The organism is Mesorhizobium sp. WSM4884 (genome assembly GCF_029625675.1).
Lineage (GTDB): Bacteria > Pseudomonadota > Alphaproteobacteria > Rhizobiales > Rhizobiaceae > Mesorhizobium.
Window position 1 is genome coordinate 105,494 of sequence record NZ_JARTVO010000017.1, and the last position, 13,619, is coordinate 119,112.

General features: G+C 62.5%; 14 protein-coding genes. 7 read left to right on the forward strand and 7 right to left on the reverse strand.

Annotated elements, in window-relative coordinates:
* Nucleotides 1-12: 12 nt before the first annotated feature.
* Nucleotides 13-1,260 carry a multidrug efflux MFS transporter gene (locus P9236_RS23585; protein ID WP_278076986.1) on the reverse strand — a complete coding sequence of 416 codons (1,248 nt, stop codon included), beginning with the start codon at nucleotides 1,258-1,260 and terminating at the stop codon, nucleotides 13-15.
* A 120-nt stretch (nucleotides 1,261-1,380) separates the two neighbouring features.
* Between P9236_RS23585 and P9236_RS23590 the strand changes: the two genes are divergently transcribed.
* Nucleotides 1,381-2,046 carry a GntR family transcriptional regulator gene (locus tag P9236_RS23590; protein WP_278076988.1) on the forward strand — a complete coding sequence of 222 codons (666 nt, stop codon included), beginning with the start codon at nucleotides 1,381-1,383 and terminating at the stop codon, nucleotides 2,044-2,046.
* Nucleotides 2,047-2,176: 130 nt separating this feature from the next.
* The gene (locus tag P9236_RS23595; protein WP_278076989.1) at nucleotides 2,177-3,148 is read left to right on the forward strand and encodes a glycosyl transferase family 90; all 972 of its coding nucleotides are present in this window, start codon (nucleotides 2,177-2,179) and stop codon (nucleotides 3,146-3,148) included.
* A gap of 6 nt (nucleotides 3,149-3,154) precedes the next feature.
* On the opposite strand, the gene P9236_RS23600 is transcribed toward P9236_RS23595, so the two are convergent.
* On the reverse strand, nucleotides 3,155-4,198 hold the full coding sequence (locus P9236_RS23600; protein WP_278076990.1) for an aldo/keto reductase: 1,044 nt from the start codon (nucleotides 4,196-4,198) through the stop codon (nucleotides 3,155-3,157).
* 261 nt (nucleotides 4,199-4,459) lie between these two features.
* Between P9236_RS23600 and ppk2 the strand changes: the two genes are divergently transcribed.
* Nucleotides 4,460-5,380, forward strand: a complete 921-nt coding sequence (gene ppk2 / locus P9236_RS23605; RefSeq protein WP_278076991.1) for a polyphosphate kinase 2 — start codon at nucleotides 4,460-4,462, stop codon at nucleotides 5,378-5,380.
* Nucleotides 5,381-5,581: 201 nt separating this feature from the next.
* On the opposite strand, the gene P9236_RS23610 is transcribed toward ppk2, so the two are convergent.
* The 5 genes from P9236_RS23610 to P9236_RS23630 all read right to left on the reverse strand — a co-directional run bounded on the left by P9236_RS23610 (nucleotide 5,582) and on the right by P9236_RS23630 (nucleotide 9,271).
* A complete protein-coding gene (locus P9236_RS23610; protein WP_278076992.1) occupies nucleotides 5,582-6,229 on the reverse strand; it encodes a dihydrofolate reductase family protein in 648 nt (215 codons plus the stop codon).
* A gap of 229 nt (nucleotides 6,230-6,458) precedes the next feature.
* Entirely contained in the window at nucleotides 6,459-6,779 is a 321-nt protein-coding gene (locus tag P9236_RS23615) for a HepT-like ribonuclease domain-containing protein (RefSeq protein ID WP_278076994.1), read from the reverse strand.
* Nucleotides 6,779-7,075, reverse strand: coding sequence for a nucleotidyltransferase domain-containing protein (locus P9236_RS23620; RefSeq protein WP_278076996.1), 297 nt, complete (start codon nucleotides 7,073-7,075; stop codon nucleotides 6,779-6,781). Before P9236_RS23620 ends, P9236_RS23615 begins: the two co-directional genes overlap by 1 nt.
* Nucleotides 7,076-7,124: 49 nt before the next feature.
* A complete protein-coding gene (gene hemB / locus P9236_RS23625) occupies nucleotides 7,125-8,156 on the reverse strand; it encodes a porphobilinogen synthase (RefSeq protein WP_278076997.1) in 1,032 nt (343 codons plus the stop codon).
* Nucleotides 8,157-8,455: 299 nt separating this feature from the next.
* The gene (locus P9236_RS23630; protein ID WP_278076998.1) at nucleotides 8,456-9,271 is read right to left on the reverse strand and encodes a DUF2066 domain-containing protein; all 816 of its coding nucleotides are present in this window, start codon (nucleotides 9,269-9,271) and stop codon (nucleotides 8,456-8,458) included.
* A 168-nt stretch (nucleotides 9,272-9,439) separates the two neighbouring features.
* Between P9236_RS23630 and P9236_RS23635 the strand changes: the two genes are divergently transcribed.
* The 4 genes from P9236_RS23635 to P9236_RS23650 all read left to right on the forward strand — a co-directional run bounded on the left by P9236_RS23635 (nucleotide 9,440) and on the right by P9236_RS23650 (nucleotide 13,501).
* Nucleotides 9,440-10,483: a 3-hydroxyisobutyryl-CoA hydrolase gene (locus P9236_RS23635; protein ID WP_278076999.1), complete on the forward strand. Its 1,044-nt coding sequence runs from the start codon at nucleotides 9,440-9,442 to the stop codon at nucleotides 10,481-10,483.
* Nucleotides 10,480-10,902, forward strand: coding sequence for a DUF6163 family protein (locus tag P9236_RS23640; protein WP_278077000.1), 423 nt, complete (start codon nucleotides 10,480-10,482; stop codon nucleotides 10,900-10,902). Before P9236_RS23635 ends, P9236_RS23640 begins: the two co-directional genes overlap by 4 nt.
* 272 nt (nucleotides 10,903-11,174) lie before the next feature.
* A complete protein-coding gene (locus P9236_RS23645; protein ID WP_040983294.1) occupies nucleotides 11,175-11,690 on the forward strand; it encodes a MarR family winged helix-turn-helix transcriptional regulator in 516 nt (171 codons plus the stop codon).
* Between the two features lie 557 nt (nucleotides 11,691-12,247).
* Entirely contained in the window at nucleotides 12,248-13,501 is a 1,254-nt protein-coding gene (locus P9236_RS23650; RefSeq protein ID WP_278077001.1) for a L,D-transpeptidase family protein, read from the forward strand.
* The last annotated feature ends 118 nt before the right edge of the window (nucleotides 13,502-13,619 follow it).

Below are 13,619 nucleotides of genomic sequence, written 5' to 3' on the forward strand. Positions count from 1 at the left end.
CAGGCGCGCCAATCAGGATTCGCCGGCCTCGACCAGCATATGCCGAGCCCGCCGCGAATGGACAATCCAGTTATAGACCGCGCCCAGCGCCATCAGCACGGATGTGCCGAGGAACACCGCCCGCATGCCGAAATGGCCGCCGACGAAGCCGCCGGCGAGGGGGCCAGCGACCTGGCCGACATATTGCGCCGAGATCGACAGTCCGAGCACATTGCCGCCGACGCCGTCAGGGATGTTGTGGCGGATGACGCTGGTGATACAGGGCAGCAGCCCGCCGAGCGCCAGGCCCATCAGGAAGCGCAGCCCGATGATCTGCCAGCCGTCGGTGACGAAAGCCTGCGGGATGAGCAGCAGCGCCGAGACCGCGAGCGCGCCGCCGACGACATTCCAGTGGCCGACGCGGTCGGCGAGCTTGCCGAGCCATGACGAAGAAAGAATGGTGCCGAGCGCGGCCGCCGACATCACCACGCCCGCGACCATCGTCACCTTGCTCTGGTCCTCGACGAGCTGCTGCACGTAGACGGTGATGATCGGCTCGACCGACATGGTGGCGAAGGCGAGCAGCATGCCGGTCGTCAGCATCGCCACGACCGGCCGCTTGTCGGGGATCTGCGACCAGCCGCTTTTCGGCTTCGCCGCCGAGACAGTTTTGCGCGCCGGCGGGTTTTCCTTGATCAGGAAAGTCGTGGCCAGGAACGCCAGGAAAATCACACCGCCGGAGAGCAGGAAGGTGGCGCGGATGCCGATCACCGGCGGCAGCACGCCGCCGAGCAGCGGGCCGACCAGCGAGCCCGCCGTGATGCCGGCCGAGAGCACCCCGAGCGCCCAGCCGGAGCGGTCCTTCGGAGTCTGCATCGCCACCAATATCGTCGACCCCGAGGAGTAGCCGCCGGCAAATCCGATCAGCAGGCGAAGCAGCACCAGTTGCCACACGCTTTGCACCATGCCGGTCAGCGACATGCAGATCGCCATGCCGAACGAGGCGCGCACCAGCATCAGCTTGCGGCCGTAACGGTCGCCGAGCCGCCCCCACAAAGGTGCGACCAGCGCAGCGGCAAAGAAGGTGGCGCCATAGGCAATACCCGACCATTGCACGATCGCCGCGTGCCCCTCGGCACCGAGCTGTTCGACGTAAAGCGGCAGGAAGGGCAAGAGCAGCGTCATGGCGATGAGCGTGCTGAACGAGCCGGCGAAGCAGACGGCGAGATTGCGCCGCCAATGGATGTTGTAGCCGCTCTGTTCCGAAATATCGTCTGCCATGTCATGCCTGCCCGGTCATTCGGGATTGCTCCGGATACCATTTTGGGATACCAAGTTGGTATCCGTCATGAACCCCGAACCCAGCCGCTGTCAATGCGGCATCCGAAAAGTGGAACGACGATGTCGCAGATGCAGAATGTCGAAAGGCAGCTTCGCGAGATGATCCTTGGGCTGGAGATCGGCCCGGGCGAGCGGCTGACCGAGCGCTGGATCGAAAGCCGCTTCGGCGCCTCGCGCACCCCGGTCAGGGCCGCATTGCTGCGGCTTGAGACCGAAGGGCTGATCGGCCGCGACGGCCGCGGCTGGACAGTGGCGCCGATCAACCTTGCCGAGCTTGGCCAGATCGTCGTCTATCGCGAGGCGGTCGAGGTGGCGGCGGTGAGGCTGACGGCGGCGCTTGAGGACCGCAGCGGGGTCGAGGTGATCGCGGCGATGCTCGATTCCTGCGACGCCGAGACGCCGCGCGAGGAATGGCACCGCGTCGGCATGGATTTTCACATCGAGCTGGCCAGGCTCTCCGGCAATGAATTCCTGTTGCGAGCCGTGCGCGACGCGATGACCAGGCTGTCGCGCGCCCGCTGGCTCGAAGTGCGCGACGAGGCGGCATTGGGCCGCGCCTGGGCCGAGCACCATGCCATCCTGGCCGCCGTACGGAAGGGTGACGCCGGCGAGGCGGCGCGGCTGCTCTCGGCCCATATCGCCGGCAGCCGCGACCGGCTGATGACATCGCTGCATGAGGATCGGCGCGGCCTGCGCGCCAGGGGTTTCGCCGTCGTCGCTGCCTGATTACCCTCTACCGTCGCCGGAATATAAGGACTCTCACAAGTTCGTCACGGCGCGCGGGCTTGCAAGATGTGCGGCGCAATGCTGTAGGAGGTGCGGGGAACAACACCGCACCTACTGAAACGACGGACGCATGGCTTCGCCCTTACGCACCGCAGCGCGGGTATTTTATTTCATACGCAACATCACGCGCGATGTGGTGCCGCAGGCTCTCTTTCGCGAGCGCCTGGCTGGTCGCCTGCGGCAGGCGAAGCTCTCCGGCAAAACGGTCCGCGATCGGGTCAACTACTACAACAGGCTCGACCATAGCTTCGTGCCGAGCGCGGCGGCCGTGCCGGCCGGTCAAATACCCAAGTTCGGCAGCATGTATTATTACGATCTGAAGGAGTTCGCGCGCTACTTCGATCGCGGCCTGCTCATCGATCTCGAGTTCGGCGATGTCGTCAACGTGCCCAGGATGCCGGCGATCGTCAAGGATCGGCCTATCCGTGACGACAACGGCAACGCCGTGATTATGAAGCTCGACAAGTTCCGTCATTTCCGGTTTCCCCGCGACAGTTTGTCCTTCGCCGACAAGCGCCCGGTGGCGGTCTGGCGCGGCGATCTCAACAATCCGATCCGCAAGCGGTTCGTCGATGCCGTGCGCGGTCTGCCGGTTTGCGATGCGGGCTCGCCAAAGCCGAGCGCGCCGGAGAACTACCGCAAGCCCTACCTCACAATCCCACAGCAACTGCAGTTCCGCTACATCGTCTCGCTCGAAGGCAATGACGTGGCGACGAACCTGAAATGGATCATGAGCTCGAATTCGCTCTGCCTGATGCCGCCTCCGACCTACGAGACGTGGTTCGCCGAAGCTGAGCTCGAGGCCAATGTTCACTACGTGCCGCTGGCACCGGATTTTTCGGATGTCGCCGACAAGATCGCCTATTTCGAAAAGCGTCCGGCGGAAGCCCAACGCATCATAACGGCGGCAAACGCCTACTGCCGCCGGTTCGGCAACGAAAAGGACGAGCGAGCGGTCTCGCTGCTCGTCCTCTACAAATATTTCGTGCTGAGCGGCCAGATCGAACCCGATCCGGAAGTCTGGCGCTACATCACAGGCTGACGGTTCTCAGATAACATTGCGATCAAGCACGAGATCGGCCGGGCCGAACCGATCCTTGGCGGTGAACTGCTGGTGCCAGTATGGGTATAGCACCGGTGGCCGGCTGACGGCATCGAGCCGCAAGCGCTCATCCAACGACAGCGTCAGGCTTGCCGCGGCAAGATTGTCCTTGAGCTGGGTTTCATTGCGGGCGCCGATCACCAGCGAAGAAACGGCCGGGCGGCCGAGCAGCCAGGCAAGTGCCACCTGGGCCGCCGAGACACCGCGCGCCTTGCCGATCTCGACCAGGACGTCGACGATCCGCCACAGCCTGTCCTCGTCGCGGATCGGCGGTTCCGACCAGCCGCCAAGCTGACGCGCCGTCGGGCTATCGCGGCGGTATTTGCCGGAAAGCAGGCCGCCGGCCAGCGGGCTCCAAACCAGCACGCCAAGACCCTGGTCGACCGAGATCGGCAGCAACTCGTACTCCGCCTCGCGCGCTTCCAGCGTGTAGTGGATCTGCTGGGTGACGAAGCGTGGCTGATGATGGCTGTCGCTGATCGAGAGCGCCTTCATCACTTGCCAGCTGGAATAGTTGGAGCAGCCGACATAACGGACCTTGCCCTGGCCGACCAAGGTGTCGAGCGCGGCGATCGTCTCCTCCAGCGGCGTGACGCCGTCCCATTCGTGCAGGAAATAGATGTCGATGACATCGGTCTTGAGCCGCTTCAGGCTTCTCTCGCATTCGCGGATCAGATGATGGCGCGACAGGCCTTCGTCGTTGGGGCCGTCGCCGATCCGCATGCGCGCCTTGGAGGCGATGAGCACATCGTTCTTGCGCTTGCCGCCGAGCGCCTCGCCGACGATCTCCTCCGACAGGCCGTTGGAATAGACGTTGGCGGTGTCGATGAGGTTGATGCCGGCATCGATGCAGGTGTCGATGATGCGTCTCGCTTCCGAAAGATCGGAATTGCCGACGGCGGCGAACGGGCCCGTGCCGCCGAAGGTCATCGTGCCAAGCGTCAGTGTCGAAACCTTCAGGCCGGAACGGCCAAGCGTGCGGTATTCCATGTCAGGTCCTCGCGATTTGTTTTGAAAAGGCGCGCCGTGCAGGGCGCCGGAAAGAGGCGAGGGTATTTGTAGGACAATTCCGGCGGCTTGTCGCCCCGCCATCGATACGGGCCGATCACATATATGCTGGTCCAGCATTACAAGCCCCTGCCTGCAATAAAACCGTCATTGCGCGTCTGTATCTCAGTCGGCTTACGGAGTTGCGTTTCCAGGGTCGGAACGCAGCCGAGGCGAAAGTGGCTGATAGGCAGGAGCTGCGTGATGAACGAACTCAAAACGAATTCCGGAGCCAAGGACTGGCTGGAAGCCGAGCTCGAGGACACGCTCGACGAGGACTATGAGCTGGAGATTTCCGAACCCGCGCTCTCGCTCGAGATCGCCAGGATTTACAAGAAGTCGCATCCGCCCTCCATCGAGCGGATGACCTATTTCCGCGAGCTGCTGCGGCTGCAGTCGGAACTGATCAAGCTGCAGTCCTGGGTCGCCTACCACAAGAAGAAGCTGGTGGTGATCTTCGAGGGTCGCGACTCCGCCGGCAAGGGCGGCGTCATCAAGCGTATCACCCAGCGCCTCAACCCGCGCATCTGCCGCGTCGTGGCGCTGCCGGCGCCGACCGAGCGCGAGAAGTCGCAATGGTATTTCCAGCGCTATGTGCCGCACCTGCCGGCCGGCGGCGAGATCGTGCTGTTCGATCGCTCCTGGTACAACCGCTCCGGCGTCGAGCGCGTGATGGGCTTTGCCAATCCTGAGCAGGTGGAGGAATTCTTCCGCGACGTGCCGGAATTCGAACGCATGCTTGTGCGCTCCGGCATCACGCTGGTGAAATACTGGTTCTCGATCACCGACGAGGAGCAGCAGATGCGCTTCCTGATGCGCATTCACGATCCGATGAAGCAGTGGAAGCTGTCGCCGATGGACCTGCAGTCACGCGTGCGCTGGGAGCAGTACACCAAGGCCAAGGAAGAGACCTTCGCCCGCACCAACATCAAGGAGGCGCCCTGGTTCATCGTCGAAGGCAACGACAAGAAGCGGGCGCGGCTGAACTGCATCGACCATCTGCTGCAGCAGATGCCCTATGAGGACGTGCCGCATGAGGAGATCACGCTGCCGGAGCGTGTCTTCAACCCGTCCTACGAGCGCCAGGTGCTGCCGCGCGAACTCTACGTGCCGGCGAAGTATTGAGACGCCCTCCTTCTCCCCTTGCGGGAGAAGGGGATCGGCGCGTAGCGCCAAGACGGATGAGGGGTGTTGGAAGAAATGAGGTGCTGACAAACCTGTCTTATGCCTCGTGTCTGCGAGAGGGGTATCGCCAAGCTGGAGCACCCCTCATCCGACCGAGATTCGCTCGGCCACCTTCTCCCACAAGGGGAGAAGGGAAGTCGGTTACGCTCGCCCAATGATCACATGCGTGGCATCGGTCGTCGCGACCTGGCTGCTGCAGCGATAGCCGAGCTTCGGCATGTCGAGACCGGCGAAAAGATGCTCGCCGGAGCCGAGCAGGATCGGCGAGATGGCCAGATGCATCTCGTCGATGAGCCTCTCTTGCAGATATTGCCGCAGAGTCGAAACGCCGCCGCCGACGCGCACATCCTTGCCGTTGGCCGCCGCCTTCGCCTGTTCGAGCGCCGAATGGATGCCGTCGGTGACGAAATGGAACGTCGTGCCGCCTTCCATGACGATCGGCGCGCGCTTGTGGTGGGTGAGCACGAAGACCGGCACGTGATAGGGCGGGTTGTCGCCCCACCAGCCTTTCCAGCTCTCGTCCGGCCATTCGCCGCGGATTGGTCCGAACATGTTGCGGCCGAGGATCCAGGCGCCGACATTCTCGAAGCTGCGCGCGGCGAAGCTGTCGTCGATGTCGGTGGTGCCGCCCTCCTTGCCGATCACCATCTCGCGAAAGGTGCGGGTGCCGATCATCCATTTATGCAGGGCTTCGCCGCCGACGCCGAGCGGGGTTTCGAGAGTCTGATCCGGACCGGCGCCGTAGCCGTCGAGCGACAAGGTGAAAGCGTTGACACGCAGCTTGGACATGATTGCCTCCTAAACCAGTTGTAGATTGCAAGTGGTTATTGGGTAGCTTAACTGATTGCAAAATGCAAGCGGTATTTCCCGGCGTGCATGAGGGTGGCCGATGTATGGATCGTCGTCCGAAGGTGGCTGACTGAGAACATCGGATGAAACGGCTAAGGATGCTGTCGCATTTCTGCGTCGGAAAAGCGATTAGCTGGGTTGCTCTCGGTCAGCAGCATCGAGAATGCGTTCAATGGCAACGCTTTAGCGCCGGCAAATTGTCTGTCACGACAGCCCAGACGATGGCATCGGAAGTCTTGTGATATTCATGACGCAGGATGTTGCCTATGCCACGAACCTGTTTCCAGGGAATTTCTGGAGCAAGAGCCGTCAGGTCGTCGGGAATGTGCCGGGTGGCTTCGGAAATGATCTCGATACCGCGCTCGACGCCGTGGCGAAGCAACCAATCGCCACGAAAATTCTCCAATGTCTTGCCAGCCGTTGCAGCAGCGATGCCATCCAGGGCCGCAACGCTCTCGGCGAGGATCGGCTTGATCCGACGAGGCGCCATCAAAATACGCGCACGGCCGATTGTTCGATATCGGCCTTCAGCATCGGATGAAGACTGTCCCTCGTGGTGATGTCGATTTCGGCCGACATCTTCTCTTCGAGAAATTGTTTGATGCCGACGAGATCGATCAAGGAAAAGCGCCCCGTCGGATCATAATCTATGAAAAGATCAAGATCGCTGTCTGGGCGTGCATCGCCGCGCGCGGCCGACCCAAACAGATAAAGCGAAGTCGCGCCCATGCCCCTGATGGCATCCGCGTTCTTTCGCAACTGTTCAATGACTTCATTCCTGCTCATGGATTCATTCTAACGAATCCCGTCAGAATTCCAAAGCCACGAGGCGAACCTAGCCCTTCAGCATCTCCGCCACGGTCGGTGCGAAATAGGTGAGGATGCCGTCGCAGCCGGCGCGCTTGAGCGCGAGGAGCGATTCCAGCATCGCCTTCTCGCCGTCGATCCAGCCATTGGCGGCGGCTGCCTTGATCATCGAATATTCGCCGGACACCTGGTAGGCGAAGGTCGGCATCTGCAGCTCGTCCTTCAGCCTGCGGATGATGTCGAGATAGGGCAGCCCCGGCTTCACCATCAGCATGTCGGCGCCTTCGGCCAGATCCTGCTCGGCCTCGCGCACGGCCTCGTCGGAATTGGCGTGGTCGATATAGTAGGTATTCTTGTCACCCTTGAGCAGGCCGGCAGTGCCCACCGCCTCGCGATAGGGGCCGTAGAAGGCCGACGCGAACTTGGTCGCATAGGACATGATCGCCACGTCCTGGAAACCGTTGGCGTCGAGCGCGTCGCGGATGGCGCCGATGCGCCCGTCCATCATGTCGGACGGCGCGATGATGTCGGCGCCGGCCGCCGCCTGGATGACGGCCGCCGCGGCGACCTGCTCGACGGTCTCGTCATTGACGATGATGCCGTCGCGCAAAATGCCGTCATGGCCATGGCTGGTGAATGGATCGAGCGCGGCGTCGGTGATGATGCCAATCTCCGGCACCGCCTCCTTGATGGCGCGGGTAGTGCGGTTGATGATGTTTTCCGGATCGAGGATATGCGAGCCGGTCTGGTCGCGCAGCGAAAGCTCGATATTGGGGAAGGTGGCGATCGCCGGGATGCCGAGCTTGGCGGCGCGCTCGGCTTCCTTGACCGCGAGGTCGACGGACAGGCGATAGACATCGGGCATGGCGGCGATCGCCTCGCGCACATTTTTGCCGTCGACGACGAAAATCGGCCAGATCAGGTCGTTCACCGAGAGTTGGTTCTCCTGCACCAGACGGCGCGACCAGTCGGCCTTGCGCATGCGCCGCAGCCGCCGGCTGCCGGTGATCTCGTCGACGCTGCGCGCGCCGGCAGGCTTTGCGGGGGTGAATCTGTTCATCGCCAAAACTCTCTTTTGGCCGCGCTTTTACCACGCGCGTTTGCCGCTGACCAATGCGACACGATTGTGCCAGGCATGTAGCTCCGATGTAGGGTAGGTCGAGATTCAGGTCAGGCCGTGTCGAAAATGGCGGATTCCGAGAACCGGCTACGCCGGCCGTAGCCTTCATGGAGCGGAAACACTTATAAGGGCTTCGGCCGGCGAAGGCCTGAACAGAGCGCGCTTTTTAAGGTACGTGAATACCGGAAGCGCGGGAAGGCGGCGTTTGCAGACCGGCATCGCCTGAATATCGGCCTGCCCTAAGGCTGCCCGTTGCCCGATAAAATCTGCGCCGCGCCCCTCACGGCCACGCGAAAGGCCTCGTCGAAGCTGACGCCGCGCACTTGCCATTGATAGGTCTTGCCGCGATCGGCCAGCCGCCAGTCGGCGATCCAGCCGAGTTCCTTGTCGCTCCATACGATGCTGCCGGCAAGCGCCCGGGCCGCCCCCGCGTTTTTCGCGAGCTGGTCGAGCCTTGCCATATCCGCCGCGGGGAGCGCCTTCTCGTCCAACCCGGCAAGCTGCCTGGCTTTTGGAAAGGTGACGCGCATAAGCAGCGGACCGGTGGCATTGGTGAAGGATTCACGCATCGTTTGGCCGCGATCCTCGTCGGCCGTCAGCACGAAATGCCTCGCGCCCTGCTCGGTCGCGAGGAAGACGGCGAGCGTCTGCCGATCGCCGTGCCAGGGCCTGCTGCCGAGCTGCGCCAAAAGCTTGTCGACCACCGCGGGCTTGTAAAGGCACGTCAGGTCGTGCAGCCTGTCATGGGTGCCTTGCTCGTCATGGATTGGAACGCCTTCCAGCCGGTCGTGGTAGCGGAAGGATTGGACGAAGTCGGCTGCCTTGTTGCGCAGTGCCAGCATTTCAGATTTCTGCGTCAGCCGCTGGTCGCCGGAAACCCTGACCAGCACCTTCTCCAGGCAATCCTTGAAGCCGATCTGGCGGTTCGGCTCGCCTGTACCAGTGACGATGGTCTGTGCCTGGTAGAGTTCCGCGGGCGTTGCGGCAAAGCCGGAGGGAGCTCCGAGCCATAGAAGGCCTGTCAACCCAGCCACGAAACGAGAAAATCCAGGCATGTCGATTTGCTCGCAAATCTGTCGGGCCGCGCGGGCGCAACCCTTTGCCGGTTACCTAACACCTGGCGGGGCTGGTCGCCAGCGCGGCGATCCCGCCATTGACGCATCCCTATGCCGCCTTTAGCACTTCAATCCCCCTGGAAGGGCGGAGAGAAGGATTCTCTGGTGATGGATTTTGGCGGAGGCGACGAGATTCGCTTCGAGCGTTTGGGCAAGGCGGGTGTCGTCACGCTGACGCGGCCGCAGGCGCTCAATGCCGTCACCCACCGTATGGTCAAGGCGCTCGGCAAGGCGCTCGACGCCTGGGAGGGCGATGCCGGCGTCGCCGCCGTGGTTGTCAAGGCCGAGGGCAGGGCGTTCTCCGCCGGCGGCGATATTCTGCACATCTACGAGGCCGGCCGCGCCGGCAAGCCGCCGGTCGATTTCTTCGCCGACGAGTACCGGCTCAACGCCCGCATAGCGCGCTTCATGAAGCCCTATGTCGCGCTGATCGACGGCATCGTCATGGGCGGCGGCGTCGGCATTTCCTTCCACGGCTCGCACCGCGTGATGACCGAGAATGCGCAGTTCGCCATGCCCGAGGTCGGCATCGGCTTCTTCCCCGATGTCGGCGCCAGCCACTTGCTGCCGGATCTCGGCGGCAGCTTCGGCATGTATCTGGGGCTGACGGGAAACCGCATCCGCTTTGGCGATGCGCTGTGGTCGGGCCTCGCCACGCACACGATCAGGGCCGAGGACCAGGCCGACCTGCTCGACGAACTCGCGACAAGCGGCGATCCGAACGCTGAGCTGCGCGATTTCTTCATCCCGGCGAAGCGCGAGACCGAGCGACAGGATCTGGATTCGATCGCGCGCCATTTCTCGCAACTCTCGCTCGCCGGCATTATCGCTAGCCTTGAGGAGGCTGCCGCCACCGATGCCTTCGCCGCCAAGACCCTGGCGACGATCAGGACGCGCTCGCCGACCAGCCTCAACGTCGCCTGGCGCGAGATCAGCGCCGGGCTGACGCTGTCGATGGACGAGTGCATGAAGATGGAGTTCCGCATCCTCAACCGGATGCTTGCTGGCCACGACTTCTACGAAGGCATCCGCGCCGCCATCATCGACAAGGGCTCGAAGCCTGAGTGGCGGCCAGCCAGCTTCGAAGCGCTGAGGGCAGCCGATATCGACGCCTATTTCGCGCCGCTCGGAGCCGCGGAGCTCGAGCTGTGAGCGAGGTCACCTCCAGGCGCGTGGTGCTGCAGCCCTCGACCACCGAGGTCATCTTCGCCTGGTTCCAGCGCGTGATCGCCGGCTATTGTCTGCTCTTCGGCATCCTCTACTGGATCCGGCTGATCGGCATATATCCGGGCGAGCTCTGGCGTTTCGACCTGATGCCGGTGCACTGGCAGGTGGCCGCGGCCACGCTTGCCGTCTTTTTTCCGTTCGCCGCCGCGGGCCTCTGGATGCTCGCCTCCTGGGGACCGGTGATCTGGTTCATCTGCGCGGCGACCGAGACCATCATGTATGCCGGCTTTCCCGACCTCTTCGGCCACCGCCTGCTGATCGTGGTCTCACATGCCTGCGTGGCGCTTCTCTACATCGTCTTCCGCGTGATCATCTGGCTGCAGAAGCGCCAGCTCAGGCAGTAATGCATGGCGCCCGAAGACGGGCAGCGCGTTAGGTTGCCGAGCGGCTCCGGGAGCCTAGGTACAGGGTCAGCGGTTTGCCCTAAAACCAGTGGCTAAATCTTTAGGTTAATTGTTCTTGCTCGCGTGACCGTTCGTTAAGCCTCTTTCGAAACCTCTTACCGGTAAGCTCTTGTTAGCCCTGGCGTTTAAGTCGAATTTTATGAGTATTCGATAGTGTCGCGATCAAGGTGAAGAACAAAAAATCACCGGGCGACAAACGAGAGGCAAAGACAATGATCAATTCGCGTCCGGCGGCGAAGACCGCCAACGTATCCGACGACCGCCGCGAGGCGATCCGTTCGCTGTACATGGAATCGCTGCAGCTGGTGGAGCGTCTGCATCGCCGTCTGCTTGATGTGATCAAGGACGAGTTCGACCGCAACGGTCGCTCCGACATCAACGCCATCCAGGCGCTGCTGCTGTTCAACATCGGCAACTCGGAGCTGACCGCCGGCGAGCTGCGCTCGCGTGGTTATTATCTCGGCTCGAATGTCTCCTACAATCTGAAGAAGCTGGTCGACCTCGGCTTCATCAACCACCAGCGCTCGCGAATCGACCGCCGCTCGGTCCGCGTCTCGCTGACGCCGAAGGGCAACGAGGTGGCCGACGTCGTCGCCGGGCTCTATGAGCGCCATGTCGGCTCGATCGAGGCGGTGGGCGGCATCAACACCGACGAGTTCAAGCAGATGAACCGCGCCCTGCAGCGCCTGGACCGCTTCTGGAACGACACCATCGCTTATCGGATGTAAGCGCGTTCAAACCTGAGACATCGAAGCCGCGCCGAAGAGGCGCGGTCCCGGAGAAGAATATGGGCCGGCGCCGAAGCGCGCCGGTCCGTTCCTGTCACCAAGGGAATTCCGGCCTTGCCCAGAAGTCGTGCGTACCGGCTATGGTGCGCTGCAAGGGAAGCAACCGACTAAAGCATGTCTCCCGAAAGTGGGAACCGGTTTCGGGATAAAGACATGCGTAAAATCAAAAACCTAAAGCGCATGGAGCGAATCTGAAAGATCGCGACGCGCTTTAGGGCCAGTGCAGAAAAGCATCGCTCCCATGTTTCGTCGTCTCGTCGAAGGCAAATCGCGGGCCAAGGCCACGTTGCCGCCATAATCACGGTGAAAGCGAGAATGCGGGTGACGCTGCGGCCCTGCGCCTCCTGGAACCTGCCTCGAGGCTGTGCGTTTCCGGCAGCCGGGCGATGCGGGACATGGTTGGATAATTGTTAAGATTGCCGACCCTAGAGTGCGGGCAACCCGCCAGTAAAGCGAACTGAGCGAGATCGAATACAGCTAGAATGTCTGGAACGTCCATGAGAACCAGCCGCCGTTTCTTCCTTACCGGAGCCTCTGCGCTCGCCGCCGCCCTTGTCGCCGGCCATGCCAGCGCGCAGGATGTGGTCGGGGATATCCTCAAATCCTCGACCCGCGGCAATTGGGACGATCAGTTCGACGCCCGCGCCAACAATACGAACAAGGTCGCTTCGACGCTGCCGATCTTCAGCCAGCAGACCGTCGCCTTCACCGAGCAGGCGGTGGCACAGTACCAGAACATCGTCGGCCAGGGCGGCTGGGAGCAGGTTCCGGCGACCAAGAAATTGCAGCTCGGCGTCGACGACCCTGATGTCGTGCCGTTGCGCAAGCGGCTGATGATCTCGGGCGACCTGCCGCAGAGCGCCGGCATTTCGACGGCCTTCGATTCCTACGTCGATTCCGCGGTCAAGCGCTTCCAGCTTCGCCATGGCCTGCCGGCCGACGGCGCGATGGGCAAATACACCTATGCGGCGATGAACGTCTCGGCGCAGATCCGGCTCGGCCAGTTGCAGACCAATCTGCAGCGCCTGAAGGAAAAGGCCGGCACGCTGGGCAGCCGTTATGTGCTTGTCGACATTCCGGCGGCGCAGGTCGAAGCCGTGGAGAACGACCGCGTAGTGCTTCGCCACACCGCGATCGTCGGCAAGATCGACCGCCAGACGCCGATCGTCAATTCCAAGATCAACGAGATCATCGTCAATCCTTACTGGAACGCGCCGGTCTCGATCGTGCGCAAGGACATCATTCCGCTGATGCGGAAGGATCCCAATTATCTCAAGGACAGCCACATCCGCCTGTTCGCGCCGGACGGCAGCGAGGTCGATCCGATGACCATCGACTGGTCGACGGACGATGCCGCCAAGTACCGCTTCCGCCAGGATCCCGGCGCCGGCAACGCCATGGCCTCGGTCAAGATCAATTTCCCGAGCCCGGACGGCGTCTACATGCACGACACGCCGCAGCAGAGCCTGTTCGGCAAGCTGATGCGCTTCGACTCTTCGGGCTGCGTGCGCGTCCAGAACGTGCGCGACCTCGTCACCTGGATCCTGCGCGACACGCCCGGCTGGGACCGCCAGCATTTCGAGGCGGCGATCAAGACCGGCGAGAACACCCCGGTGCAGGTCGTCAATCCGGTGCCGGTCCATTTCCTTTACCTGTCGGCATGGTCGACCGGGCCTGGCGTCGTCCAGTTCCGCGACGACATCTACGGCCTCGACGGCAACAGCGAGCTGCAGATTACTTCGGCGCTATAAGTGTCTGACATTTTTAGAAAAGGCCGCCGACAGGGCGGCCTTCAGACTGTTGACGAACCCCGTCGATTTTCGGCGGGGTTTTGTTTTGGGGGTTGATTGAGCTTGGCAAATCGGTGTC

Coding starts and splice junctions, on each gene's coding strand:
- P9236_RS23595 (WP_278076989.1), top strand. CDS start 2,177: ATGGCTTCGCCCTTACGCACCGCAGCGCGGGTATTTTATTTCATACGC.
- P9236_RS23620 (WP_278076996.1), bottom strand. CDS start 7,075: ATGAGCAGGAATGAAGTCATTGAACAGTTGCGAAAGAACGCGGATGCC.
- ppk2 (WP_278076991.1), top strand. CDS start 4,460: ATGAACGAACTCAAAACGAATTCCGGAGCCAAGGACTGGCTGGAAGCC.
- P9236_RS23585 (WP_278076986.1), bottom strand. CDS start 1,260: ATGGCAGACGATATTTCGGAACAGAGCGGCTACAACATCCATTGGCGG.
- hemB (WP_278076997.1), bottom strand. CDS start 8,156: ATGAACAGATTCACCCCCGCAAAGCCTGCCGGCGCGCGCAGCGTCGAC.
- P9236_RS23650 (WP_278077001.1), top strand. CDS start 12,248: ATGAGAACCAGCCGCCGTTTCTTCCTTACCGGAGCCTCTGCGCTCGCC.
- P9236_RS23615 (WP_278076994.1), bottom strand. CDS start 6,779: ATGGCGCCTCGTCGGATCAAGCCGATCCTCGCCGAGAGCGTTGCGGCC.
- P9236_RS23600 (WP_278076990.1), bottom strand. CDS start 4,198: ATGGAATACCGCACGCTTGGCCGTTCCGGCCTGAAGGTTTCGACACTG.
- P9236_RS23590 (WP_278076988.1), top strand. CDS start 1,381: ATGTCGCAGATGCAGAATGTCGAAAGGCAGCTTCGCGAGATGATCCTT.
- P9236_RS23635 (WP_278076999.1), top strand. CDS start 9,440: ATGGATTTTGGCGGAGGCGACGAGATTCGCTTCGAGCGTTTGGGCAAG.
- P9236_RS23645 (WP_040983294.1), top strand. CDS start 11,175: ATGATCAATTCGCGTCCGGCGGCGAAGACCGCCAACGTATCCGACGAC.
- P9236_RS23610 (WP_278076992.1), bottom strand. CDS start 6,229: ATGTCCAAGCTGCGTGTCAACGCTTTCACCTTGTCGCTCGACGGCTAC.
- P9236_RS23630 (WP_278076998.1), bottom strand. CDS start 9,271: ATGCCTGGATTTTCTCGTTTCGTGGCTGGGTTGACAGGCCTTCTATGG.